This is a genomic window from Clostridium sp. OF09-36 (assembly GCF_003481985.1).
Taxonomy (GTDB): domain Bacteria; phylum Bacillota; class Clostridia; order Lachnospirales; family Lachnospiraceae; genus Brotaphodocola.
Genome location: NZ_QUMD01000018.1, coordinates 38,229 through 62,867 on the forward strand (window position 1 = coordinate 38,229; position 24,639 = coordinate 62,867).

At 47.6% G+C, this 24,639-nt stretch carries 26 protein-coding genes and 1 pseudogene; 26 read left to right on the forward strand and 1 reads right to left on the reverse strand.

The genetic code is table 11. The features are described 5' to 3' along the window. The first annotated feature begins 84 nt into the window (after positions 1-84). From DXA97_RS13365 to DXA97_RS13405, 9 genes are all read left to right on the forward strand, one after another. A complete protein-coding gene (locus tag DXA97_RS13365; protein WP_118720640.1) occupies positions 85-504 on the forward strand; it encodes a twitching motility protein PilT in 420 nt (139 codons plus the stop codon). 95 nt (positions 505-599) lie between these two features. Further along, a complete protein-coding gene (locus tag DXA97_RS13370; RefSeq protein WP_279221175.1) occupies positions 600-2,003 on the forward strand; it encodes an HlyD family efflux transporter periplasmic adaptor subunit in 1,404 nt (467 codons plus the stop codon). A gap of 73 nt (positions 2,004-2,076) precedes the next feature. Then, positions 2,077-2,757 carry a YggS family pyridoxal phosphate-dependent enzyme gene (locus tag DXA97_RS13375; RefSeq protein WP_118720678.1) on the forward strand — a complete coding sequence of 227 codons (681 nt, stop codon included), beginning with the start codon at positions 2,077-2,079 and terminating at the stop codon, positions 2,755-2,757. A gap of 20 nt (positions 2,758-2,777) precedes the next feature. Beyond that, a complete protein-coding gene (sepF, locus tag DXA97_RS13380) occupies positions 2,778-3,281 on the forward strand; it encodes a cell division protein SepF (RefSeq protein ID WP_118720644.1) in 504 nt (167 codons plus the stop codon). Positions 3,282-3,429: 148 nt separating this feature from the next. Next, positions 3,430-4,533 carry a 3-dehydroquinate synthase gene (gene aroB / locus DXA97_RS13385; protein ID WP_118720646.1) on the forward strand — a complete coding sequence of 368 codons (1,104 nt, stop codon included), beginning with the start codon at positions 3,430-3,432 and terminating at the stop codon, positions 4,531-4,533. Continuing rightward, positions 4,530-5,051 (forward strand): signal peptidase II, encoded by a 522-nt coding sequence (lspA, locus tag DXA97_RS13390; protein WP_118720648.1) that lies wholly within the window; start codon positions 4,530-4,532, stop codon positions 5,049-5,051. The genes aroB and lspA overlap by 4 nt, the downstream gene beginning before the upstream one ends. After that, positions 5,048-5,962, forward strand: a complete 915-nt coding sequence (locus tag DXA97_RS13395; protein ID WP_118720680.1) for an RluA family pseudouridine synthase — start codon at positions 5,048-5,050, stop codon at positions 5,960-5,962. Before lspA ends, DXA97_RS13395 begins: the two co-directional genes overlap by 4 nt. 99 nt (positions 5,963-6,061) lie before the next feature. After that, the gene (locus DXA97_RS13400) at positions 6,062-6,724 is read left to right on the forward strand and encodes a cytidylate kinase-like family protein (RefSeq protein ID WP_347561622.1); all 663 of its coding nucleotides are present in this window, start codon (positions 6,062-6,064) and stop codon (positions 6,722-6,724) included. 119 nt (positions 6,725-6,843) lie between these two features. After that, positions 6,844-8,487 (forward strand): C40 family peptidase, encoded by a 1,644-nt coding sequence (locus DXA97_RS13405; protein WP_182436898.1) that lies wholly within the window; start codon positions 6,844-6,846, stop codon positions 8,485-8,487. 65 nt (positions 8,488-8,552) lie between these two features. Here DXA97_RS13405 and DXA97_RS13410 read toward each other — a convergent pair whose 3' ends face one another. Continuing rightward, positions 8,553-9,488 carry a LysR family transcriptional regulator gene (locus tag DXA97_RS13410; RefSeq protein WP_118720654.1) on the reverse strand — a complete coding sequence of 312 codons (936 nt, stop codon included), beginning with the start codon at positions 9,486-9,488 and terminating at the stop codon, positions 8,553-8,555. Positions 9,489-9,819: 331 nt separating this feature from the next. On the opposite strand from DXA97_RS13410, the gene citD reads away from it, so the two are divergent. The 17 genes and pseudogenes from citD to DXA97_RS13480 all read left to right on the forward strand — a co-directional run bounded on the left by citD (position 9,820) and on the right by DXA97_RS13480 (position 24,526). Then, a complete protein-coding gene (gene citD / locus DXA97_RS13415) occupies positions 9,820-10,119 on the forward strand; it encodes a citrate lyase acyl carrier protein (RefSeq protein ID WP_118720656.1) in 300 nt (99 codons plus the stop codon). A 38-nt stretch (positions 10,120-10,157) separates the two neighbouring features. Beyond that, positions 10,158-10,747, forward strand: a pseudogene (locus tag DXA97_RS13420) (aldolase/citrate lyase family protein); the annotation flags it as partial. A gap of 27 nt (positions 10,748-10,774) precedes the next feature. After that, on the forward strand, positions 10,775-11,020 hold the full coding sequence (locus tag DXA97_RS20990; protein WP_243107662.1) for a hypothetical protein: 246 nt from the start codon (positions 10,775-10,777) through the stop codon (positions 11,018-11,020). Between the two features lies 1 nt (position 11,021). Further along, positions 11,022-12,584: a citrate lyase subunit alpha gene (gene citF, locus DXA97_RS13425; RefSeq protein WP_118720658.1), complete on the forward strand. Its 1,563-nt coding sequence runs from the start codon at positions 11,022-11,024 to the stop codon at positions 12,582-12,584. Positions 12,585-12,722: 138 nt separating this feature from the next. Beyond that, positions 12,723-13,628, forward strand: coding sequence for an SLC13 family permease (locus DXA97_RS20995; RefSeq protein ID WP_243107659.1), 906 nt, complete (start codon positions 12,723-12,725; stop codon positions 13,626-13,628). After that, the gene (locus tag DXA97_RS21000; protein ID WP_243107660.1) at positions 13,628-14,122 is read left to right on the forward strand and encodes a citrate transporter; all 495 of its coding nucleotides are present in this window, start codon (positions 13,628-13,630) and stop codon (positions 14,120-14,122) included. The genes DXA97_RS20995 and DXA97_RS21000 overlap by 1 nt, the downstream gene beginning before the upstream one ends. 81 nt (positions 14,123-14,203) lie before the next feature. Beyond that, positions 14,204-14,332, forward strand: a complete 129-nt coding sequence (locus tag DXA97_RS21620; RefSeq protein WP_279221176.1) for a hypothetical protein — start codon at positions 14,204-14,206, stop codon at positions 14,330-14,332. Between the two features lie 130 nt (positions 14,333-14,462). Beyond that, the gene (locus tag DXA97_RS13435; protein WP_118720660.1) at positions 14,463-16,001 is read left to right on the forward strand and encodes a YifB family Mg chelatase-like AAA ATPase; all 1,539 of its coding nucleotides are present in this window, start codon (positions 14,463-14,465) and stop codon (positions 15,999-16,001) included. A gap of 116 nt (positions 16,002-16,117) precedes the next feature. Then, a complete protein-coding gene (gene dprA / locus DXA97_RS13440; protein ID WP_243107661.1) occupies positions 16,118-17,230 on the forward strand; it encodes a DNA-processing protein DprA in 1,113 nt (370 codons plus the stop codon). A 43-nt stretch (positions 17,231-17,273) separates the two neighbouring features. Continuing rightward, positions 17,274-19,364 carry a type I DNA topoisomerase gene (gene topA, locus DXA97_RS13445; RefSeq protein WP_118720662.1) on the forward strand — a complete coding sequence of 697 codons (2,091 nt, stop codon included), beginning with the start codon at positions 17,274-17,276 and terminating at the stop codon, positions 19,362-19,364. A gap of 112 nt (positions 19,365-19,476) precedes the next feature. Beyond that, a complete protein-coding gene (codY, locus tag DXA97_RS13450) occupies positions 19,477-20,253 on the forward strand; it encodes a GTP-sensing pleiotropic transcriptional regulator CodY (RefSeq protein WP_118543079.1) in 777 nt (258 codons plus the stop codon). Between the two features lie 216 nt (positions 20,254-20,469). After that, positions 20,470-21,207 carry a 30S ribosomal protein S2 gene (gene rpsB, locus DXA97_RS13455; protein WP_147561182.1) on the forward strand — a complete coding sequence of 246 codons (738 nt, stop codon included), beginning with the start codon at positions 20,470-20,472 and terminating at the stop codon, positions 21,205-21,207. A 171-nt stretch (positions 21,208-21,378) separates the two neighbouring features. Further along, the gene (gene tsf / locus DXA97_RS13460) at positions 21,379-22,317 is read left to right on the forward strand and encodes a translation elongation factor Ts (RefSeq protein ID WP_118543077.1); all 939 of its coding nucleotides are present in this window, start codon (positions 21,379-21,381) and stop codon (positions 22,315-22,317) included. Between the two features lie 479 nt (positions 22,318-22,796). Next, a complete protein-coding gene (locus tag DXA97_RS13465; RefSeq protein WP_118720664.1) occupies positions 22,797-23,045 on the forward strand; it encodes a hypothetical protein in 249 nt (82 codons plus the stop codon). Positions 23,046-23,081: 36 nt separating this feature from the next. Then, complete coding sequence (locus DXA97_RS13470; RefSeq protein WP_118720666.1) at positions 23,082-23,288, forward strand: hypothetical protein; 207 nt, start codon at positions 23,082-23,084, stop codon at positions 23,286-23,288. A gap of 271 nt (positions 23,289-23,559) precedes the next feature. Further along, positions 23,560-23,940, forward strand: coding sequence for a DUF2500 domain-containing protein (locus DXA97_RS13475; RefSeq protein WP_118720684.1), 381 nt, complete (start codon positions 23,560-23,562; stop codon positions 23,938-23,940). 61 nt (positions 23,941-24,001) lie between these two features. Beyond that, complete coding sequence (locus DXA97_RS13480; protein WP_118543074.1) at positions 24,002-24,526, forward strand: hypothetical protein; 525 nt, start codon at positions 24,002-24,004, stop codon at positions 24,524-24,526. Positions 24,527-24,639 lie beyond the last annotated feature (113 nt).

Here is a 24,639-nt window from a genome sequence, read left to right on the forward strand (position 1 = left end):
CACATTCCATATATTTGTACTATAATTACTTTAATAATAAAAGAATTTTTATACAGATTCAATAAACCCAAGGAGGACACGACTATGGTTCAGATCATTGCAGGCAGAAAAGGCAAAGGAAAAACAAAACATCTGTTGGATATGGCAAACAACGGTATTAAGGCAGCTACCGGTTCCATCGTCTATCTCGACAAGAGTTCCAAACACATGTATGAGCTCAATAACCGGATCCGTCTCATCAACGTAAACGAATACCCGGTTGCAAGCAGCCAGGGCTTCATCGGCTTTATCTGCGGTATCATTTCCCAGGATCACGACATTGAGACAATGTTTTTAGACAGCTTTTTGAAGCTTGCAGGTTTAGAGGGAGAAGACATCAGCGAAACAATCACCACATTAGAGGGCATTAGCGAAAAATACAATGTGAACTTTGTATTAAGCATTTCCATGGATGCAGCAGAAATGCCGGAGAATGCACAGAAGGACGTAGTGGTTTCCCTGTAATACATAATCAAAAACATCTTTACAGCCGGGGCGGCAGGTTCTCCCCGGCTGTTTGTGTGACATGATAACAAACACTGCCAGGAGGAATAAAGGCATTGGCAAAAAAGAAAAAATCAAAGAAGATTATAAGATTCCCAAGATTATATCATATCAATGTAGGCATGATCGTTTTTGCGGTCATCTTCCTTTATCTGGCGTTCAGTGTTTATACTTATTTGAAGAAGGATAAGGTGCAGTTTTACGAGGTTGTAGAAGGAAATATCGTAAATGACCGCCAGTATACAGGAATCATCCTGCGGGATGAGCGGGTGGAAAATACAGACCGGGCCGGTTATATCAACTATTATATCCGTGAGGGAAAACGCGCAGCAATCGGCACCCGCATTTATTCGATCGACGAGACCGGCAATATGGCAGAGCTGATGCAGGAAAATCCCGATGCAAATGTCGGGCTGACGGACGCAAACTTAAGCGATGTAAAACGCCAGCTTTCTTCCTTTTCCATGAGCTACCGGGACCAGAAATTTGAGAACACCTATGACCTGCAGTATTCGCTGGAGGCGGCTGTGCTGGAGTATGCGAATTTTAATGCGCTCGGAAACCTGGACAGCATCATGCAGCAGGCAGGAGCTTCCTTTGTTCAGGTAACCGCCCCGGTATCCGGGGTTGTGTCCTACGCGGTCGACGGCTTTGAGGGCCTGACGGCAGACCAGGTGACGGAAGGCACCTTTGACCGTTCGGGCTATTCCAAGGCAATCACAAAGGCCGGACAGCTGATCGAGCAGTCTGCTCCGGTCTATAAGCTGATCACCTCCGATAACTGGAGCATTGTATTTCCGCTTGGGGATGAGGAAAAGGAGGAATACAAGGACCAGACACAGCTTCATGTTACATTTTCGGCCAACGACCTGGATGCGACCGGTAACTTTTCAGAAATTACCGGGGCAGACGGGGCCACCTATGGAAAGCTGGACTTTAACCAGTATATGGTACAGTTCGCTTCGGACCGTTATATCACCTTCGAGGTAGACAGTGAGAAGGCGGACGGCCTGAAGATCCCGGTTACGGCGGTAACGGAAAAGAACTTCTACCTGATCCCATTAGAGTATATGGCTCAGGGTGGGGACAGCAGTGACACCGGGTTTATGAAAGAGGTTTATTCGGAAAACGGCACTTCGGCGGAATTCGTCCCGGTTACGATCTATTACGCGAATGAGGAATACTACTATATTGAAACAGGAGACGATGCGCCTTTGAAGGCGGGAGACTATGTGGTGAAGCCGGATTCCCAGGACCGCTACCAGATCGGACAGACTGCATCCTTACAGGGTGTATATAATATCAATAAAGGCTATGCTGTCTTTAAGCAGATTGAGATCATAAAATCAAACGATGAATACTATTCGATCAAAAAGGGTACGAATTATGGACTGTCTGTGTATGACCACATTGTGCTGGATGCCAATACGGTCTATGAAGGACAGCTGATCTACCAGTAACCCCGATCCACAGCTGGAAGGCGACGAAAGCAGTTATCTGGATTCTTAAGAACAGGAGGCGCAAGCTATGAATATCATACAGGAAAATTTAGAAGAGGTAAGGGAAAATATCCGGAAAGCCTGCGAAAAAGCAGGCCGTTCCCAAAAAGATGTTACCCTGATCGCAGTCAGCAAAACAAAGCCGCTGTTTATGCTGGAGGAGGCATACGAGGCGGGTGCCCGCGACTTTGGCGAGAACAAGGTTCAGGAAATCCTTGAAAAATGCCCAAAGATGCCGGAGGATGCGCGTTTTCATATGATCGGCCACCTGCAGCGCAATAAGGTGAGGCAGGTGCTTCCACATGCAGTGCTGATCCATTCGGTGGATTCCCTCCGCCTGGCAGAGCAGATCGACCAGGATGCACAAAAGCTTGGGATCACGGCAGATATCCTGCTGGAGGTGAACGTGGCAAAAGAGGAAAGCAAGTTCGGGATGATGCCGGAGAAGGTGCCGGAAATGGTAGAGCAAATTGCGGCATTTTCCCATCTTAGGATCAAAGGTCTCATGACGATTGCTCCTTTCGTGGATGATCCTGAAAAAAATCGTCCGGTTTTTCAAAAATTATATCAATTATCTGTTGACATCAAAAAGAAAAACATTGATAATGTTAGCATGAGTGTCCTTTCTATGGGTATGACCGGAGATTATCAGGTAGCCGTGGAGGAAGGGGCAACCATGATAAGAGTCGGCACCGGAATATTTGGTGCCAGATAAGATTGGAGAGAGAATAGGTTATGAGCATTTTGAGCAAACTGATGGATACCATGCGCTTTAGTCCGGAAGAGGACGAAGAATACTTTGGTCCGGATGACGATTATGAGGCAGAAAAGCCTGCCAAAAGGGGACGTTTCCCGGCACGTGATGATTCAGAAGGTTACGATGACGGGGGCGATGAAAAACCTAGATTTTTCTCTCGTTCTTCTAAAGTAGTTCCAATGAAGCGCGGCATGGAAGTATCCATGGTAAAGCCTACCTCCATTGAGGACGCAAGAGAAATTTGTGATTATCTGCTGGCCGGCAAGGCAGTAGTTCTGAATATGGAAGGAATCCACACAGAGGTTGCACAGCGTATCATCGATTTTACGTCCGGTGCAACTTACTCTATGAACGGAAACCTCCAGAAGATTTCCAGCTATATCTTTATTGCTACACCGGAATCCGTAGAGCTTTCCGGCGATTTCCAGGAAATAATCGGAAACGGCGCGCTGGATATATCAGGACTGAATATCCGTTTATAATAAGCAGACAAGAGCAGGTTACATACCTTTTGAGAAGAAGGAACAGGGGTACAGACAATTTTCCGACGGACTGAGGAAGAATTGTCTGTATTTCTTTATATAAATTCTATATTACAGATTCAACAATGTGAAGAGGAGTACAGACACCATGAGCGATCGTATGACAGTACACCGGGATGGAAAGCCCATTTATGATATTGTAATGGAGGAAAATTATGACAAGCTGGGGAAGGAGGTTGCAGCTCTTTCCGTGCAGGAGAGAAGACTCTGTGTGGTGACAGACAGCACTGTGGCAGAGCTTTACAGTGAGACGGTGATCCGCCAGCTGGAGCCGGTCTGCAAGGAGGTGCATCTCTTTGTGTTTGAGGCCGGGGAAAAGAACAAGAACCTGGATACCGTGCGCAAGCTGTATGAGTTCCTGATCCAGAATCATTATGACCGGAATGATATGCTGGTGGCACTCGGCGGTGGTGTGGTAGGAGACCTCTGCGGCTTTACGGCTGCCACTTATTTAAGAGGAATCCGCTTTATCCAGGTGCCGACCACGCTGCTCTCCCAGGTGGATTCCAGCATTGGCGGAAAAACAGGGGTAGATTTTGATGCCTACAAAAATATGGTAGGGGCCTTCCATATGCCGCAGCTTGTATACACGGCGGCAGCCAGTCTTTTGACGCTGACAGAGGAGCAGTTTGCCTGCGGTATGGGCGAGGTCATCAAGCACGGTCTGATCATGGATGCCGGTTACTACGAATGGCTGCAGGAGCACCGGGAAGAAATTCTTGCAAGAGACCTGTCGATCTGCGAGCAGATGATCCTCATCAGCTGCCGGATCAAGCGCGATGTGGTTGAGCAGGATCCGACCGAGCAGGGAATCCGCGGAATCTTAAACTTTGGGCATACGCTGGGACATGCCATCGAAAAGCTGATGGATTTTAAACTGCTTCATGGACAATGTGTAGCTCTTGGCAGTATAGCTGCAGCGTATCTTTCTGCCGGGCGTGGAGAGATCACCATGGATGAGGCAGTACAGATCCGGAATGTATTTGAAGAATTCGGGCTTCCGGTTTCTATCAAGGATTTCGGACTTGCAAAAGAGGCGGTGATCGCTGCAACAAAGAACGATAAAAAGATGGATTCCGGAAAAATCAAGTTTATCCTGCTCCACCGGATCGGTGAAGCGTTCATTGACCGCACGGTAACCGATGAGCAGATGGAACAGAGTCTGGATCTTCTGATGGGAGGAGCTTTATGAAGACAAAGGGATTTAACTTGCTTTCCTGGGCAGCACTAAGCCTGGCACTGGTGCTTTTAGACCAGTATACCAAGCTTCTGGCGGTGGCTCACTTAAAAGGCAAGACTCCTTTCGTGATCCTGGACGGAGTCTTCGAGCTTTTGTATTCGGAAAACCGCGGCGCTGCGTTCGGCATGCTGCAGGGAAAGCAGGGCTTCTTCTTCCTGATCGGGGCAGTTGTGCTGGCTGCCGCTATTTATGTGATGTGGCGCATGCCGGGCTGGAGTAATCTGCGCTATACTGCTCTTAGGATCTGTACGATCCTGATCACAGCAGGGGCACTGGGAAACATGGTAGACCGCACAAGCCAGGGGTATGTCGTGGACTTTTTGTATTTTAAGCTGATCGATTTCCCGATCTTTAATGTGGCAGATATCTATGTGACCACAGCAACCGCAGCTTTGCTGGTTTTCCTTTGCTTCTATTATAAAGAGGAGGATCTGGCAATCTTTGAGTGGAAGAAAGGGGAACGCCGGTGACCTACGAACTGACAGTGCAGTCCGGTGCAGGACAGCGGATCGATAAATATTTAAGTGAACAGCTTGCAGACCTGACTCGTTCCTATCTCCAGAAGCTTTTAAAAGATGGCGGCGTTACGGTGAATGGAAAAACAGTCAAGAGTAACTATAAGCTTTCTGAAAATGACCAGATTTTCCTGGAGCTTCCGGACGCAGTAGAGCCAGAGATCGAGGCAGAGCCTATGGATCTGGATATCCTGTACGAGGATAAAGACATTATTCTGGTCAATAAGCCAAAAGGGATGGTAGTGCACCCGGCAGCCGGCCACTATACCGGAACTTTGGTAAATGGGTTGATGTATCACTGCAAAGATGAGCTTTCCGGGATCAACGGCGTGATGCGTCCGGGAATTGTTCACCGCATCGATATGGACACCACCGGCGTCCTGATCGTCTGCAAAAATGACAAAGCGCACAATGCGATCGCCGAACAGCTGAAGGTACACTCCATTACCCGCAAATATTATGCGATCGTTCATGGTGTGATCAAAGAGGACGAGGGTACGGTCAATGCCCCGATCGGACGTCACCCAGTGGACCGCAAGAAGATGAGCATTAACCAGAAAAACGGAAAAGAGGCAGTCACGCACTACCATGTGCTGAAGCGTTTCCGGCGTTTTACGTTTGTGGAATGCCAGCTGGAGACGGGACGGACGCATCAGATCCGGGTACACATGGCGAGTATCGGGCATCCGCTTCTTGGCGATCAGGTGTATGGACCGGCGAAGGTACCATTTTCCGGACTTCAGGGCCAGACACTGCATGCAGGAGTGCTTGGAATCATTCATCCGTCCACAGGAGAATACATGGAATTTCAGGCACCGCTTCCGGAATACTTTGAAAAGCTTTTGCGGAAGCTGGAAAATGATTAAAAAATATTCTGAAAATAGACAAAAAGCCTCAAAATGTTCCTATACTATTTACGCTTTTTGTGCTATAATCTAATTAATAAAAAGAATTACATCATGTGGATGCTGAAAGGAGAAGATCGTATGAAGGGAAATCTTGTTATTACAATCGGAAGACAGTGTGGAAGCGGCGGTAAAATGATCGGTCAGAAAATTGCCGAGAAGCTTGGTGTAAAGTGCTACGATAAAGAACTTCTAACCAGAGCGGCAAAAGAAAGCGGTTTATGTGAGGAACTGTTCGAGACACATGACGAAAAACCGACCAGCAGCTTTTTATATTCCCTGGTCATGGATACATACTCTCTCGGGTATACGACTTCATCGTATATGGATATGCCGATCAATCACAAAATCTTTCTGGCGCAGTTTGAAACGATCAAGAAGCTGGCGAAGGAAGAATCCTGTGTTATTGTAGGCCGGTGTGCCGATTATGCATTGGCAGACGATCCGAACACCGTATCTGTTTTTATCACCGGAAACGATGAGGACAAATTAAAGAGCATCAAGGAGCTGTACAACGTGGACGATGCAAAGGCAAAGGACATCATGGTGAAGACCGATAAAAAGCGTTCCAGCTATTACAATTACTATTCCAGTAAAAAATGGGGCGATTCCAGAAGCTACGATATGTGCATCAACAGTTCCGTACTTGGACCAGACGCTACAGCTGACATGATCATCACATTTGCGAAGGCGAAAGCAGCACAGAACGAGGCTGATTCCTAAAGCTGTAACAGATATGGTAACAACTGTGATAGAAAATTAATACTTTTTTCACATCTATCACTTAAAATATCAGGCAAGGTATGTTATACTGAAATACAGTTTAAATGAGGAGAAATACCATGTCTGAAGAAAAGAAAGACTATAACCAGATCTTAAAAAGAGCCAGAATGCGCAGAAAGAGAGCGAAGTACCTGCATTATGCAGGCATCGGGGTTCTCCTGCTCCTTCTGGCTTTGTGTATCGTAATCTTCGCAAAGAAAGGGGGCTTTCCGGTTCCGGCCGGAAATTCCGGTGATGCGGCAGCGGATGCCACTGCATCTAATGCAAGGCAGGCGGATGCCGGTGGGGAAGAGGCGCTGTCCATTGACGCAGAAGCACAGGCGGCCAGTGAAGAGCTGGCCCAGAAGCAGGCAGTTGTGGATTCCTACCAGAATCTTGGGCTGGTGCAGGTTTCTGGCTATTTAAATGTCCGTGAAACGCCGGGCTCCGATGGCAATATCATTGGAAAACTGGAGCAGAACAGTGCCTGCGAGATCTTAGGTACGGAAGGTGACTGGGACCATATCACATCCGGCGGCATTGAGGGTTATATTCATAACCAGTATGTGATCAGCGGGGAGGAAGCCCGCACGAAGGCACTGGATTACGTTACGAAAATGGCCATCATCCAGACCGATAAGCTGAATATCCGCCAGGAGCCAGTGTTAGATCCGGCTAATGTAGTAGGACAGGCACTTGTGGATGAACGCTATCCGGTTGAAGACGAGCAGGATGGCTGGGTGAAAATTGAGGAAGGCTATATTTCCGCAGATTATGTCACCGTGGAATATGCCTTAAATGAAGCCCGCAAGCTGGACTTAAAGACAATGGCACTGAACCAGTACGACAATCTGGTCATTTCTAAGGTCAATAACTACTTAAACATCCGCAAGGAACCGAGTACCGATTCCTCTGCAAACATTATCGGTAAATTCCCGGGGCAGGCAGCAGGTGAAATCCTGGAGACGCTGGATGGCTGGTACAAGATCAAGTCCGGCTCCATTACTGGCTATATCACGGCAGATCCGCAGTATGTAGCAGTAGGGCAGGAGGCAAAGGACCTGGCAGTCGGGGCAGCTTCCTTAATGGCGATCGTAACCACTGACCGCTTAAATGTCCGGGCAGAGCCGAACACCGATGCGAAGATCTGGACCCAGATTTCCAAGGAAGAGCGCTACAATGTAGTTTCCCAGCTGGACGGCTGGGTCGAAATCGAGCTGGACACCGGCGACGGTGATAGCGGCGAGTCAGCCGATAATGCGTATATTTCCACACGCGATAATAACGTCGAGGTGCGTTATGCCTTAAACGAAGCGATCAAATTCTCACCGCTTGAGGAAAAAGCAAACCAGTCTGCATCCCTGCGCAGCCAGGTAGTCAACTATGCACTGCAGTTTGTGGGCGGACGGTACGTCTGGGGCGGCAATGACCCGCATACCGGTGCAGACTGTTCTGGATTTGTGAAGTATGTGCTGAGCCATGTGGCAGGCGTGGGCCTTCCGCGGACCTCCAGGGAGCAGGCAAAGACAGGCCGCTCCGTTAAGTCCAGCGAGATGCGCCCGGGAGACCTGATCTTCTATACCAACAGCAAAGGAACCGTCAATCATGTAGCCATGTATATCGGAAACGGCCAGATCGTTCATGCGGCAAGCCGCCGGAGCGGAATCAAGATTTCCACCTGGAACTACCGTACACCGAAGACCATCCGGTCCTTCCTGGATTAAAATAAAAAGAATTCTTCCCAATGGCAGGATATAGTGGGAAGAATTCTTTTTTTGATTTACAAAATTCACTTGGTATCAGAAAACACAGTTCCATGCAGGAATGGTTTTTCTACTTCGGTCAGAATATGGATGAAATCGCGCATATATTTTGTGAGATATAAGTCTTTCCGGTGGCAAAGGTAAAAGCTCCGCTGGTTCTCAATGCCCTTGATCGGGTAAACGGCACAGTACGGATACAGCTCCGGGGACATTTTGATGTAGTTGATCGGACAGATCATCACAGCGTCACAGGCGATGGCGGTACGTTTACCGACTTCAATGCTTGTAGTTTTTAAGAGGATTTTGGGCTGTATGTCGTAGGTGGCGAAAAGTTGCTTTTGGACTGTGCTGACATTATGTCCTTCCTTGCTGGAGATAAAATTCTCATTTTTTGCTTCGCTGATCTCAATCGGAGTTCCGGAGGGAATTCGCTTAGCTAGGTTGGTATTACGGCTGGTCAGAAGAACCAGGTCTTCATCCTCGATCAGGATATAATTCAATTCTTCATGTTTGGGATAAGTAGTAATGCAGGCAAGATCAATAGCGCCTTCCAGAAGCATGGATTCTGTGATGGAAGAGCCGTGTTCGTGCAGATCGATGTCCACATAAGGGTACCGTTTCATGAAGCGGGGCAATACATAAGGAAGTACCTGCATGGCACGCTGCACCGGAATTCCAAGCTTTAAGGAACCATGATCTTCGTGATTGATTTCATCGATCTCTTTTTGCAGGTTGTTGTTGATAGTAAGGATCTGCTTAGCTGCTTCGATATATTTCTCACCGGCATAGGTCAGGGTAATGGAATCAGTGGAACGGTTAAAGATCGCGGTTCCAAGGTTGGTCTCCACAAGCTTGATCATCTGGCTTAAAGATGGCTGTGAAATATAAAGTTTTTTGGCTGCTGCGGTGATGCTGCCTTCCTGCATGACCGTCAGCATATACTGGGCGTGCTTGATATTCATAGGAAAGACTCCGTTTCTGTGCCTGTCTGCACATAAGATCGTGAGCGACAGGAGTGGTAATATTTCTATCTATCATAGCATAAAAAGGGCTTTGATTCAATTGCGTGACCTTGTTTGAATTGATATAACTTTTTTATTAGTGCGCTATAGGTTAAAAATTATCAAAAACAAAAAAGCCATAGAGCGAAAATTATATCCACTATAATAATTTAAGTATTTGAAAGATTGTACTTCAAGTGATACACTGTGGGAGAACAAAAAACCGGTGTGTGATAGCAAAAACATACGGCGAATCAAGTATTGATTGTCTTCGGACAAAAGGAGGAAAAAAATGGAAGTAAAGAAAGCTGCCATGGCAGGTACCCTGGAATCCAGCGATGCCCAGGTTACCGTAGAGCCGGGAAATGGTACTGTTGAGCTTTCCATCGAGAGCAGTGTGATCCATCAGTTTGGAAAGCAGATCAAAGCAACCGTCCTTGAGACCTTAAACCGTCTGGACGTAACAAACGCAAAGATAACCGTTGTGGACAAGGGTGCTTTGGACTGCACCTTAAAGGCACGTGTTGAGTGTGCAGTATACCGTTCCAACGATATCACTGAAAATCTTCCATGGGGAGGTGTAATTAAATAATGAGCCATCCGAATAAGAAAAGACTGAGACGTTCCATGATGTTCTTAAACTGCCAGAAGCCGGGTCTCATTAAGGATCCATACATCTACAAACCGGATTCTATTATGCTGGATCTGGAGGATGCAGTAGCAGAGAACCAGAAAGATGCTGCAAGATACTCTCTGTATCATGCACTGCAGGAGATCGACTACCGCGGAGTTGAGCGTGTTGTCCGCATCAATGGACTGGACACCCCGCACTGGAAGGAAGATATCCGTGTCTGCGTAGCAGGCGGCGCTGATACCATCCGTATCGCAAAGACTGAGACCGCGCAGGATGTTCACACCGTAGAGGAGCATGTACTGGCAGCCGAGAGAGAGTTCGGAAGACCGGAAGGTTCTACCTGTTAATGGCAGCTTTGGAGTCCTGCAAAGGCGTCTTAAATGCACTTGAGGTTTGTAAGTCTTCTGACCGTCTGATCGGTATCGCACTTTCAGGTGGTGACTACACCAAAGATCTGCAGACCGTGATCACCGGAACCGGTGTAGAGCTGCAGGGTGCAAGACAGCAGATGATCATCGCTGCAAGAGCAGCTGGTGTACAGTGCTGGGATACCGTATTCACTAACCTCGATGCGATGGATGTGTTTGAGGAAGAAGTAAGAATGATCAAGATGATGGGCTTTGACGGAAAATCTCTGGTAAACCCGCGTCAGATCGATGTGGTACATAGAGTCTTCACTCCAACCCAGAAGGAAATCATCTTCGCAGAGAAGGTTGTCAAAGAAATTGATGAGAAGAAGGCACAGGGTATCGGCGTATTTACCGTAGACGGTAAGATGATCGATATCGCATTCTACGACGGCGCAAAGAGAACAATTGCCCTGGCAAAAGCATCAGGTGTATATGAGGGGGATTTATAAGATGATCAATGCAGTAGGACGAGAAATCCCGGAAGAGGTATTAAAAGCAACCGGTAAGGAAGCATTCAAGGGTGCTTACGCTTACGACAATTACGAGTATAAGAAAGCAGCTCCGAAGGCACACACCATGATGGACCCGAAGAGAAGCAAGATCGTAGAGAACATTCACGATGCACTGGTAAAATGTGAGATCAAAGACGGCATGACCATTTCCTTCCACCATCACTTCCGTGAGGGTGACTATGTGGTAAACATGGTAATGGAAGAGATCCACAACATGGGCATTAAGGGAATCACCATCTGCGCAAGTTCTTTAGGTAAGGCAAACGATGCAATCGTTCCTTACATTGAAGATGGCACCATTGTTGGCATCCAGTCTTCTGGTGTGCGCGGTAAGATTGGTGAGGCTATCTCCACCGGTAAATTAAGAGATATCGCAATCATGCGTTCCCATGGTGGACGTGTCAGAGCTATTGAGTCCGGCGAAGTTCATATCGACATCGCATTCATCGGTGCTCCGACCTGTGACGAATACGGCAACATGAGAGCAAATGGCGGAAAGAGTGACTGCGGCGTTTTATCTTACGCAATGGTAGACGCACAGTATGCAGACCGTGTGGTAGCAATCACCGACTGCCTCGTTCCGTTCCCGAACATTCCGGCAAGCATCTCCATGACCCAGGTAGACTTTGTCTGCGTGGTAGACGAAATCGGTAACCCGGCTAAGATCGCAACCGGTGCAGCAAAACCGACCACCGATGTCCGTAAGATCATGATGGCAGATTACTGCACCCAGTTCGTGATCAACACTCCGTACTTCAAGGATGGCTTCTCTTACCAGACCGGTGTTGGCGGCGCATCCATCGCATCCACGATCTCCCTTGGAAAGATCATGGAAGAGCGTGGCATTAAGATGGGCCTTGGCCTTGGCGGTATCACCACCCCGATGTGCAACCTGCTTGCAAAGGGCCTGATCGACAAGATCGTAGATACTCAGGATTTCGATATGGGCGCAATTGAGTCCATCAAGACCAACCCGAACCACATCGAGATCTCTGCATCCGAGTATGCAGATCCGTTCAATAAGGGCGCTTACGTCAACAAACTTGACTTTGTTATCCTGGCTTCCCTGGAGGTCGATGTAAACTTCAACTGTAACGTAGTCGTAGGTTCCGACGGTATGATCACCGGTGCCCAGGGCGGACATCCGGATACTGCAGCAGGCGCAAAGTGCACCATTGTCATCGCACCGCTCCTGCAGGGTAGAATCCCGGCAATCTGCACCAACGTTACTACCGTAACAACTCCGGGTGAGACCGTAGATGTTGTCATCACGGATTACGGTATTGCCATCAACCCGCGCAGACAGGACCTGATCGAGTGCATGAAGGATGTCAAGCTTCCGTTCTGCACCATTGAGGAACTGCGTGATAAGGCATATGCGATCGTAGGCGAGCCGGATCCGGTACAGTTTGGTGACCGTGTAGTTGGTATCATCGAGAGCCGTGACGGCACTGTACTTGATGTAGTACGTGAGATCAAAGAGTATGAGTTCCAGGATTGATTGATGATATAAATATAATTTGGACTGGCTGAGGCCGGGAATCCCCAGTCAGTCCGGCAACTAAAATGACACATGTACTGTTCACGCGTGCGTGCCCAGTAACAATGACACATACACATTACATAGGGGAAAGAATATATGTCAGAATTAGTAGTAGGTATTTTAGGCTTTGCGTGTATCGTTGCTCTAGTTGTAACCTTATTTAAGAGCAAAACCATGCCGAGTATGGCATTCATCATTTTTCCGTCTATTCTGGGTCTGATCCTGGTAATCGGCGGATACTATTCCATTGAGCAGATCGGTGAACTGATCAAGGGCGGTTTCAAGAGTACCGGCCCAACCGCAGCACTGTTTGTATTCTCAGTCCTGTTCTTCGGTATCATGACCGATGCAGGCATGTTTGATGTGATCATCAACAAGCTGATGAAGCATGTAGGAGATAACGTTATCGGTGTAACTGTAATGACTGCACTGATCGCATTGATTGGTCACTTAGACGGCGGCGGCGCTTCCACTTTCCTGATCGTCGTTCCGGCAATGCTTCCGGTTTACAAGAAAATGCACATGAGACCGAGCACCCTGCTTCGTGTAGCAGTCCTGGCAATGGGCGTATTAAACCTGATGCCGTGGGCAGGTCCGACCATGAGAGCAGCATCCGTACTTGGTATGGAGGCTGGACAGCTCTGGGGCAGACTGATCCCGATCCAGATCTTTGGTATCATTCTCTGCCTGGCACATGCAGTATTTGCAGGTATCCAGGAGAAGAAGAGAGGCGCAGGCTTAAATGGTAAGCTGGCACAGGAGTCCAGCGCTGAAGAGGCAGCAGAAGAGGCTCAGCACGCTGCAGACGAAAACGAGTATGCAAGACCGAAGCTGTTTGCATTCAACATCTGCTTAACCATCGCTGTTATCGCAATGTTAGTATGGGATCAGTTCCCGAGCTACTTCCCGTTCATGCTTGGTGTGGCAGCAGCTCTGCTTGTTAACTACACCCCGATCAAACTTCAGAAGAAGATGATCAACCGTCATGCAGGCCCGGCCTGATGATGTGCTCTACCCTGATGGGTGCAGCAGTTTTAATGGGTATTCTGGTTTACGGTTTCAACGCAGATGGCGCAGCAGTGATCGCAAAACCTGGTGTTGAGATGATGAAAACTTCGGTTGTATCCAATATGGCTGGAATTATCTCCATGATCCTCCCTGCATCCCTGGGACAGCATCTGCCGCTTGTAATCGGTATCCTGTCTGTACCGTTAGCACTTTGCTTCGATACCGACTCTTACTTCTACGGAATGCTTCCGGTTATGATCGCAATTGGCGCTTCCTTCGGAGTCGAGGCATTCCCGATCGCAGTTGCCATGGTTGTATGCCGTAACTGTGCAACCTTCATCAGCCCGATGGTACCGGCAACTCTGCTTGGTATTGGCTTGGCAGATGTAGATATCAAGGATCATATCAAAGCATCCTTTGGCTATGTATGGATCTTCTCCATTCTCTGCATGCTGTTTGCAGTCGTACTGGGAATCCTTCCGTTATAATTTCATATCGAAAAGAGCAATCAGCGGACGTGGTTTTGACCTCTCCATGATGTGCCAGAGAAAAAGATCTGCAGGTAGTGCATGCGCATTGCCGCGCAGGTCTTTTTTGTTGCCTGGCATATCGAGGAGGCGCCAGTGGCGCGTCCGCTGATTTCAGAGAAAATGGTGTCCTATGAAACAAAAAGCGCTCCGCTGGGAGGTGTCTGGTAATTTTACAGGAAATTACACCTCTGAAGCAAAAAGGCTTTGCAAGATGAAAGTCGAATTTTGCGATAGAAAATAGTGGCGCTTTGTGGTATCTCCCGGTATATTCGAGTCAAAAAACGAAAGGAGACTATTTTTGTTCAGCAAAGTATACAGCGGAGGATTGCGTGGCATTGACGGCTATGTGGTCCAGGTAGAGGCAGACGTCAGTGACGGCCTGCCTGGTTTTTATATGGTGGGGTCACTGGCTTCTGAGGTGAAGGAAGCGGAGGAGCGCGTGCGGACAGCCCTGCGCAATGCAGGGTTCCGCCTTTCGTCGAAGAAGATTACGGTGAATCTGTCTCCGGCTAACGTGCGCAAGGAGGGAACGGCGTGTGACCTTCCGGTGGCGGTGGCAGTGCTGGCAGCTTATGGAATTTTAGAACCTTCTTCTTTGAAAGAAACAGGCTTTTTGGGAGAACTTGGTCTGGATGGAAGCATCAAGCCGGTGCGCGGCGTGCTTTCCATGGTACTTGCCATGGCAGAAAGCGGGATCAAACGCTGTTTCCTGGCAGAAGAAAATGTTGCAGAGGGGGTCGCAGCAGACTGTCTGGACATTGTCCGTATCCGGAGTCTTCAGGAAATTATCGAATTATTAAATGGAACGTGGAAACTCCGGGTCGAAAAAGACCAGGGTTTCTGTGCGGCAGATACAAACTATTCGGTAGATTTTAGCGAGGTAAATGGACAACGCCTGATGCGGCGTGCAACAGAGGTGGCGGTGGCAGGAGGACATAATCTTCTTTATATCGGTCCGCCCGGAAGCGGAAAAAGTATGATGGCCAGACGGATCCCGACCATTATGCCGGCACTTTCCAGGGAAGAACAGCTGGAGGTTTCTAAGGTTTACAGCATTTGTGGGATGCTGCCAAAAGATCATGCTCTGATCGGGACAAGACCGTATCGGGCACCGCACCATACGATCAGCGCCCAGGCCCTGACTGGTGGAGGGTTATGGCCAAAACCAGGCGAAATATCGCTGGCTTCCCGTGGTGTACTGTTTTTGGATGAACTGGCAGAGTTTGAGAAGCGAACCCTGGAAATATTGCGTCAGCCATTGGAAGAACATCAGGTTACGGTATCCCGCGTCAATGGCAGCTTTTCGTTTCCGGCGCATTTCATGCTGGCGGCGGCATTAAATCCGTGTCCTTGCGGTTATTATCCAGATCGTTCCAAATGCAGCTGTACAGAACATCAGGTGCGGCGGTATCTGGGAAAGATCTCCAGGCCATTGTTAGACCGCATCGATATCTGTGTCGAGGCGGCTCCGGTTACCTACCGGGATATCCGCACGGAGCAGGTAAATGAATCATCGGAGGAAATCCGCATACGTATTGAAGCTGCCAGAAAGATCCAGTCAGAGCGCTATGCCGGGAGCGGCATTTATACCAACAGTGAGATGGGAATCCGGCAGATCCGTAAATTTTGTAATTTGAAGGAAGAGGACGAGGCTTTTCTGCAGCAGATCTTTTCGAGACTGGGATTAAGTGCCAGAGGGTGTCATAAGATATTGAAGGTGGCTCGGACTTTGGCGGACCTGGATGGAAAAGAGCAGATCGAGCGGGCACATCTTAGAGAGGCGGCAGGTTACCGGGATCTGCAGGAGCGTTACTGGGGGAAAGAAGGAGAGGCATGAGAACGATGGAGAAAAGGAGAGAAAGCGAAGGAGGAGCAGAAAGACCAGAAGAAATCTTGGGAGAACATTCTGGAAAAGATGAAAGAATTTGCCAGCAGCCCTTTTGGAGCGAAAATTTGGCAGAAACAGAAAAACTGGAACAGGAACGGCAGGCGCTGTTTTACCTGACCCAGATTCCGGACGTGGGTGCGGTTTCTATCCGAAAGCTGGGAGAATATTTTGGCAGCTTTTCCTGCCTATATAATATAGAAGAAACAGATTTGCGGGAGTCGGGAATTCTACGGGAAAAACAGATTCTGGCATTTTTAAAAGCCGTAGAGCAGAGAGAAAGCATCATGGAGCAGTATGGAAAGCTGGCAGAAAGAGAAATCCGCTTTGTCACACCACTGGACAAAGAGTATCCGTGCCAGCTTTTGCAGATTTACGACTATCCCATGGGACTGTATGTCCGGGGCAAGCTTCCGGCACCGGAGAAGCCGGTGGTGGCGATTGTCGGAGCCAGGGGCTGCTCAGAGTATGGACAGAGTCTGGCAGCGATGTTTGCCCAGATGCTGTCAGAAGAAGGAACGCAGATCATCAGTGGTCTGGCCCTTGGAATCGACGGGGCGGCACACCGGGGGGCTTTAAAGGCGGGAGCAGACACCTATGGAGTGATGGGCTGTGGTGTGAATATCTGTTATCCGTCTGCACATTATAAGCTATACGGACAGATGATCGAACACGGCGGGATTATTTCTGAGTTTCCTTTGGATACCAGGCCGGACCGGATGCATTTTCCGATGCGCAACCGGATCATCAGCGGGCTTGCGGATGCCATTCTGGTGGTCGAAGCAAAAGAAAAGAGTGGTTCTTTGATCACTGCAGAATTTGGGCTGGATCAGGGAAAAGAGATCTTTGCCATTCCGGGTCGTATCACCGATCATTTAAGCGGAGGCTGTAACCGCCTGATCCAGCAGGGGGCGCATATGGCAATTTCACCAAATGATATCCTGGAATACCTCGGTGTAAAGTGCCGAAAAAGGTTAATTATTCATGAAAAAAATGTAAATGCACTTGCAAAGCCTGAAAAAATGGTGTATGCTTGCCTAGATTTCAAGGCGAAACATCTGGAAGAAATTTCATGGAAGTGTGGCATGAGCATCAGCGAGTGTATGGGGATCTTGCTGGAGCTGGAATTGCAGGGATACGTGTTTCGCGCGGCGAATCATTATTATGGAAAAAAGATCTGAAAGCCGCATGCCGGTTTTCTAAGATCCGGTATTAGGAGTAGCTATGGCAAATAATTTAGTGATTGTGGAGTCTCCTGCAAAGGTGAAGACCATCAAAAAATTCCTTGGTTCCACCTACGAGGTGGATGCTTCCAACGGACATGTGAGAGATTTACCAAAGAGCAGCCTCGGATTTGACGCTGAACATGATTACGAACCGAAATATATTACGATTCGCGGAAAAGGCGATATTCTGGCAAAGCTTCGCAAAGAAGTGAAGAAAGCAGATAAGATTTATCTTGCAACGGACCCGGACCGCGAGGGAGAAGCCATTTCCTGGCATCTTATGAAGGCTTTAAAGCTGGATGAGGCAAAGGACAAAAAGGTTTACCGGATCAGCTTTAACGAGATCACCAAGAACGCGGTAAAAGCATCTTTGAAGGCTCCGCGATCGATCGATATGAACCTGGTCGACGCCCAGCAGACCAGACGTATGCTGGACCGTATGGTAGGTTACCGCATCAGCCCGCTTTTATGGGCAAAGGTCAAACGTGGCTTGAGCGCCGGACGCGTACAGTCCGTGGCTCTGCGCATGATCTGCGACCGGGAAGAGGAGATTGAAGCCTTTATCCCGGAGGAATACTGGAACCTGGAGGCAGAATTTTCCCAGAAGGGCAGCAAAAAAACTTTAAATGCCAAATTTTATGGCACACGGGATGAGAAGATTGCCATTCACAAAAAAGGAGAGCTGGACCAGATCTTAAAAGCCCTGGAAGGAAAAGAGTATGTTGTGGAGGACGTGAAATACGGCGAGCGCAGCAAAAAGCCACCGATCCCGTTTACCACCAGTACCCTGCAGCAGGAAGCATCCAAGGTGTTAAATTTCTCTACCCAGAAAACGATGCGGATCGCACAGCAGCTTTATGAAGGCGTAGATGTGAAGGGACACGGCACCATTGGCTTGATCACCTACCTGCGTACCGATTCTACCCGAATCGCGGAGGAGGCAGATGCAGCAGCACGCACTTATGTAGAGCACACCTTTGGCGGTGACTATGTGTTAAAACAGGATCAGGCAAAGAAAACCACTGGTAAGATCCAGGATGCGCACGAGGCCATCCGTCCGACCGATATCACCCTGACACCGACCATTGTGAAGGAGTCTTTGCAGCGCGACCAGTTCCGTCTGTACCAGCTGATCTGGAAGCGTTTCACCGCAAGCCGTATGCAGCCGGCTGTTTACACCACCACATCCGTGAAGGTGGCAGCAGGCGATTATCTCTTTACCCTGGCGGCATCCAAATTGTCGTTTGATGGTTTTATGTCTGTTTATGTGCAGGAGGATGACAAAGAAGCAGGCAATGCACTCCTTGGCAAGCTGGAGACCGGAGATATCCTGAACCTGGCAGAGTTAAAGCCGAGCCAGCATTTCACCCAGCCTCCTGCCCATTATACAGAGGCTTCCCTGGTTAAGGCCATGGAGGAGCAGGGCATCGGCCGCCCGAGTACCTACGCGCCGACCATTACCACGATCCTGGCAAGACGCTACGTGACAAAGGAAAACAAGAACCTTTACGTGACAGAGCTTGGCGAGGCTGTAAACGGCATCATGAAGAAATGCTTCCCAAGTATTGTGGATCTGAGCTTTACCGCAAATATGGAGCTGCTTCTCGATAAAGTGGCAGATGGAACCGTAAAATGGAAGACCATCGTGGAAAACTTCTACCCGGATCTGGACCAGGCAGTTACCACAGCAGAAAAAACACTGGAGTCCGTCAAGATCGCCGATGAAGTGTCCGATGTGATCTGCGATGTCTGCGGACGGAACATGGTAGTAAAGTATGGCCCGCATGGAAAATTCTTAGCCTGTCCGGGCTTTCCGGACTGCAAAAATACCAAGCCGTATCTGGAAAAGACCGGCGTGGCCTGCCCGCAGTGCGGAAAAGACATTGTCATCAAGAAGACCAAGAAGGGAAGACGTTATTACGGCTGCGAAAACAATCCGGAATGCGACTTCATGTCCTGGCAGAAGCCATCTGCAGAGCGTTGTCCGAAATGCGGCAGCTATATGGTAGAGAAGGGGAGCAAGCTTCTCTGTGCCAATGAACAGTGCGGGTATACTGCAAATATCAAAGAAAAACAGTCCAATGATTAAATTAATTGAAAATTTCAAAAAACTCTTGTTATTTGTTTAAAGTCGTGCTAATATTTAGATATTGGAGAAGACATTTGAAACGAATATCAATGAATTGAGGAGGTTTTTTGAAATGAGTGTACAGCTTCTTGATAAGACGAGAAAAATCAATAAGTTACTGCATAACAACAATTCCCATAAAGTGGTATTCAACGACATCTGCAAAGTCCTGAGTGAGATCCTTCTTTCCAATATTCTGGTGATCAGTAAGAAAGGAAAAGTTCTTGGCGTAGGTCTTTGCCCCGGTGTAGATGAGATTGAGGAATTGATTGAAGACCAGGTTGGCGGCTTTGTAGACCGTATGCTGAATGAACGGCTGCTCAGCATCCTTTCCACAAAAGAAAACGTAAACCTCGCAACACTTGGCTTCGCAGAAGAGAATGTCAAGAAATATCAGGCCATCATCACCCCGATCGATATTGCGGGAGAACGTCTTGGTACCCTGTTCATTTACAAGTGTGACGAGCAGTACGACATCGACGATATCATCTTAAGTGAGTACGGCACCACCGTAGTCGGTCTGGAAATGATGCGTTCCGTGAATGAAGAAAACGCAGAAGAGACCAGAAAAGTGCAGATCGTAAAATCTGCCATCAGTACCTTATCCTTCTCCGAACTGGAAGCCATCACCCATATCTTTGAAGAGCTCGACGGAAACGAAGGAATCCTGGTAGCCAGCAAGATCGCAGACCGTGTCGGCATTACCCGTTCCGTGATCGTCAATGCGCTGCGCAAGTTTGAGAGTGCAGGTGTTATTGAATCCCGATCCTCCGGCATGAAGGGAACCTACATTAAGGTCTTAAACGATGTGGTATTCGATGAACTGAAAAATATTAAAATGTCAAAATAAACCGGTATCAGAAAACCAGAAAGGATAAAAGGAACGGAATTTCTCTGTTCTTTTTATCCTTTTTTTGCGAAAAAGTCCTTGTCAAACCATGGCAGTTATGATATCATAGTGGGGCTGACAAAAAACACGTCTGCTGATTCTGACGGTGGTGCCGTATGGTCCCGGAGGAAGCACAAGACGCAGGCGGAAGTAAAAAACCAAATGGAGGAAACAAACATGAGCGTTATTTCTATGAAGCAGCTGTTAGAAGCTGGTGTTCATTTCGGACATCAGACCAGAAGATGGAACCCGAAAATGGCTCCGTACATCTACACCGAGCGTAACGGTATCTACATCATCGACTTACAGAAGTCTGTAGGCAAGGTAGACGAGGCTTACAACGCAGTATCCGAGATCGCTGCAAACGGCGGCACCATCCTTTTCGTTGGTACCAAAAAGCAGGCTCAGGACGCTATCAAGACTGAGGCAGAGCGTTGCGGAATGTTCTATGTAAACGAGAGATGGTTAGGCGGTATGCTGACCAACTTCAAGACCATCCAGAGCCGTATCGCAAGACTGAAAGCAATCGAGACCATGGCTGAGGACGGTACTTTCGATGTACTGCCGAAGAAGGAAGTTATCGAGATCAAGAAAGAGTGGGAGAAGCTGGAGAAGAACCTTGGCGGTATCAAAGAGATGAAGAAACTGCCAGACGCTATCTTCATCGTAGATCCGAAGAAGGAGAGAATCTGCGTACAGGAGGCTCATACTCTGGGTATTCCGTTAATCGGTATCGCTGATACCAACTGTGATCCGGAAGAGCTTGACTACGTAATCCCGGGTAACGACGATGCAATCAGAGCCGTTAAATTAATCGTGGCTAAGATGGCAGATGCAGTAATCGAGGCAAACCAGGGTGAGGCTCAGGCTGACTTTGCTGAGGCATTCGAGGCAGAGGAAACTACCGAGGCTTAATCGAGAAATAAGGTGCTTCGACCTGCAGGATATGCAGGCCGGAGCATTTTAAGTTTCATGGGAAATTCGTCCTGTGAAAGAAGACGCTCCGCTGAATGCGCATTTGGCGCAAAGGCACATTTTCGCGTTACGAAACAAAATTTTTAAAATATAAAATGGAGGGAATTAACAATGGCAGTTACTGCAGCAATGGTAAAAGAGTTAAGAGAAATGACCGGTGCAGGTATGATGGATTGCAAGAAAGCACTTGCAGCTACCGACGGTGATATGGACAAGGCAGTAGAGTTCTTAAGAGAGAAAGGACTTGCTGGCGCAGAGAAGAAGGCTGGCCGTATCGCAGCAGAGGGTATCGTAGCAACCGCTATGACCGACGACGAGAAGAAGGCAGTTGTTGTTGAGGTTAACGCTGAGACCGACTTCGTTGCAAAGAATGCAAAATTCCAGGCTTACGTTGCACAGGTTGCAGCACAGGCTCTGACCACTACCGCAGCAGACATGGATACCTTCATGGCTGAGAAGTGGGCAGCAGACGAGACCCTGACCGTAAAAGAGGCTCTGTCTTCCCAGATCTCCATCATCGGTGAGAACATGAACATCCGTCGTTTCAAACAGGTTGTAGAGGAGAACGGTGTTGTTGTATCCTACATCCATGCTGGCGGCAGAATCGGCGTTTTAGTTGACGTTGAGACCGATGTTGTTAACGATGCTGTAAAAGAGATGGGCAAGAACATCGCTATGCAGATCGCAGCTCTGAATCCGAAGTACACCAGCCGTGACGAGGTTAGCGCTGAGTTCATCGAGCACGAGAAAGGCATCCTGATGGCTCAGATCCAGAACGATCCGAAGGAAGCTTCCAAGCCGGAGAAAGTAATCCAGGGCATGATCCAGGGTCGTATCAACAAAGAGATGAAAGAGATCTGCCTGTTAGACCAGACCTACGTAAAGGCAGAGGATGGCAAGCAGTCCGTAGCTCAGTACGTTGCTCAGGTAGCAAAAGAGAACGGCGCTAAGATCACTGTTAAGGGCTTCGTTCGTTTCGAGACCGGTGAGGGCCTTGAGAAGAAAGAGGAGAACTTTGCAGAGGAAGTTGCAAAGCAGATGGGTAACTAATGCGAATTTCGCATTTGATCCGCTTCTAAAATTGACATCTTAGTACAATTTAATAGAAGACGATATAAGTCCGGGAATCCAGCGTTTATGCGGGTTTCCGGACTTTTTCTTTGCGTTTTTATTGTGGCAGATGTTATAGAGTAGATAGTATAAGTCGTTACCAGATTTTGCACACTCGTATACAAATTTGTACACTAAAATAGGTGTACAAAAATAGATTTGTACACATCGAAAAATGGCTTAAATATGCGGTTTGTAAGAGTTGGCGTTGATACAAAAATGCTTGCTTGTGTGTGAAATTTGTATAGTAAAGGATAACAGAAGCCGCCAGCGGAAGAGATGCTGACGGCTTTCCTATATAATAAAGATACATCCAACCAATTCCACAAAATCACATTTCCTATCTTTACGATCCCTGCTATTCTATATACAAGATACAAAACAAGGACGTGATACTTAATGAAACCAGGCGATATAGCATGCTGCGGAATGGAGAGGTGAATACAACCTATAATGATGATGCGATCTACACACCAGATGTTGTGTTTTTTAAGGATGATCACCGAATGCAGATGCTCCCGGAAAGTCAGCGAATGAGTTTGGATGTAATTACGATTGCAGCCCCAAATCTCCGCCCGAATCCAAACAACAAGTGGAACCCGGAGCCATCCAAGGCAATTGCGGTTAAGCCGATGGAACTACTTGCAATCCATAAAAAACGTGCATAGCGTCTTTTTTCCATAGCAAAGGAGAATGCTGCAGAGGTGCTGATACTCGGAACTTTTGGATGCGGGGCATTCCAGAATCCGCCGGAGGTTGTGGCACGAGCTTATAAGGAAGTACTGGCAGAGTTTGAATATGATTTTGATACCGTGGAATTTGCCGTGTACTGTCCGAAGCGGGAGCAAACAGTAAATCCGAGTGGAAACAATTATGCGGTGTTTAAGCGGGTACTTGGAAACAGAAAATAGATAGGTGAGAAAAGAAAGAAAAATAATGTTTGGTTTTGTCCCAGATTTTCTCTGAATTTTCTATGAGACAGCACGTATGTGTGGTAGAATAGAAACAGAAAATCCCCCTTGCTGTATGTGTATGGCTGCAAAGCTACAAGGGTGGACAGATGGCGTAACCTGCAACCATGCGCGGGCGATTGCAAAGCGGGGATCATTCCCCGCCGCCATACGAATAAGGTAGAATAGAAGCTGTAAATCGGAAGTTACAGGAGGAGAGTTTATGAATATGATGTTTGATTTATTTGATTTGATTTTTCCAGTTATGTTTTTACTGATATTGGGGATGATCCTATTTACCTTCATAAGTGGAATAAGAACTTGGAATAAAAATAATAATTCTCCCCGTTTAACGGTGGAAGCCAGGGTGGCTGCCAAGCGACAGAATACGACACATCACAACGAGCCGGTTGGAGGAGACACTTCAGGAACTCACGGGTATCATACTACCACCAGCACCTCTTATTATGTTACTTTTGAGGTGGAAAGCGGTGATCGGATGGAATTTTCTGTATATGGAAAAGAGTATGGAATGCTGGCAGAAGGAGACGAAGGAAAGCTGACATTCCAGGGAAGTCGTTATCTGGGATTCGAGAGGGCTATTGAAAAATAGAAGTAGAATTTCAAGTTTGTAGAATTAAGAAAATCGGAACTTGACAAGGAGTTTTGATAGCGTGAAAAAAATATTTCTTAAAATTGTGATAGGGGTTGTTCTTGTTTGTATTTTATTTGTTTGTTTTCTTTATACGAACAATGAGATCGGCGTGACTTCATCTAAACTGGAGACAGATATTCGTTCGTCGCAGAAGATTAAGGATGATTGGACGGTCGATGGAAGCGTTTCCAGCACGATGGCTGCATATATTTCTTACCCTCAGGATTTGAGTGACCATTCTTTTTCCGTCTATCTCAACCGCCCTGGTCTTTCCTTTGGATACTTTTTCCGTGGGGGTGGAAACCTTTCGGGGGTTCAAAGAGGAATTGCCGAGTACACCGTAGAAGGATATAATGAGCGAGCATTTATTTCTATGAATCAGCAACAGGTAACACAGCTTGAAATAGATGACGGCAACACAATTCATGTGCTTGACATTGACAGCAATAAACCTTTTGCGATTGTTTTGCCTATAAATGCGGGAACCATTACATTCTATGATGTGAATGGCAATACTGTGGAATACTGGAACAATTCTCTTTGACAACTTCCAGTTGTGCGCCCAGCTAAGGGTGTGTAGTCAAGCCGGTGGGAATCCGGTTTATCCAAGGTTTAGCCAACCAGATAATAGCGAGTCTTGGGATGATGTCGGTAACG

What these genes read in the sequence shown, in the direction of transcription:
- DXA97_RS13400 (WP_347561622.1), top strand. Translation starts at nt 6,062, where the DNA reads ATGCTGAAAGGAGAAGATCGTATGAAGGGAAATCTTGTTATTACAATC.
- DXA97_RS13410 (WP_118720654.1), bottom strand. Translation starts at nt 9,488, where the DNA reads ATGAATATCAAGCACGCCCAGTATATGCTGACGGTCATGCAGGAAGGC.
- aroB (WP_118720646.1), top strand. Translation starts at nt 3,430, where the DNA reads ATGAGCGATCGTATGACAGTACACCGGGATGGAAAGCCCATTTATGAT.
- DXA97_RS21000 (WP_243107660.1), top strand. Translation starts at nt 13,628, where the DNA reads ATGATGTGCTCTACCCTGATGGGTGCAGCAGTTTTAATGGGTATTCTG.
- citD (WP_118720656.1), top strand. Translation starts at nt 9,820, where the DNA reads ATGGAAGTAAAGAAAGCTGCCATGGCAGGTACCCTGGAATCCAGCGAT.
- DXA97_RS20990 (WP_243107662.1), top strand. Translation starts at nt 10,775, where the DNA reads ATGGGCTTTGACGGAAAATCTCTGGTAAACCCGCGTCAGATCGATGTG.
- DXA97_RS13465 (WP_118720664.1), top strand. Translation starts at nt 22,797, where the DNA reads ATGCTGCGGAATGGAGAGGTGAATACAACCTATAATGATGATGCGATC.
- DXA97_RS20995 (WP_243107659.1), top strand. Translation starts at nt 12,723, where the DNA reads ATGTCAGAATTAGTAGTAGGTATTTTAGGCTTTGCGTGTATCGTTGCT.
- sepF (WP_118720644.1), top strand. Translation starts at nt 2,778, where the DNA reads ATGAGCATTTTGAGCAAACTGATGGATACCATGCGCTTTAGTCCGGAA.
- DXA97_RS13365 (WP_118720640.1), top strand. Translation starts at nt 85, where the DNA reads ATGGTTCAGATCATTGCAGGCAGAAAAGGCAAAGGAAAAACAAAACAT.
- DXA97_RS13405 (WP_182436898.1), top strand. Translation starts at nt 6,844, where the DNA reads ATGTCTGAAGAAAAGAAAGACTATAACCAGATCTTAAAAAGAGCCAGA.
- rpsB (WP_147561182.1), top strand. Translation starts at nt 20,470, where the DNA reads ATGAGCGTTATTTCTATGAAGCAGCTGTTAGAAGCTGGTGTTCATTTC.
- lspA (WP_118720648.1), top strand. Translation starts at nt 4,530, where the DNA reads ATGAAGACAAAGGGATTTAACTTGCTTTCCTGGGCAGCACTAAGCCTG.
- citF (WP_118720658.1), top strand. Translation starts at nt 11,022, where the DNA reads ATGATCAATGCAGTAGGACGAGAAATCCCGGAAGAGGTATTAAAAGCA.
- tsf (WP_118543077.1), top strand. Translation starts at nt 21,379, where the DNA reads ATGGCAGTTACTGCAGCAATGGTAAAAGAGTTAAGAGAAATGACCGGT.
- topA (WP_118720662.1), top strand. Translation starts at nt 17,274, where the DNA reads ATGGCAAATAATTTAGTGATTGTGGAGTCTCCTGCAAAGGTGAAGACC.
- DXA97_RS13475 (WP_118720684.1), top strand. Translation starts at nt 23,560, where the DNA reads ATGTTTGATTTATTTGATTTGATTTTTCCAGTTATGTTTTTACTGATA.
- codY (WP_118543079.1), top strand. Translation starts at nt 19,477, where the DNA reads ATGAGTGTACAGCTTCTTGATAAGACGAGAAAAATCAATAAGTTACTG.
- DXA97_RS21620 (WP_279221176.1), top strand. Translation starts at nt 14,204, where the DNA reads ATGCGCATTGCCGCGCAGGTCTTTTTTGTTGCCTGGCATATCGAGGAG.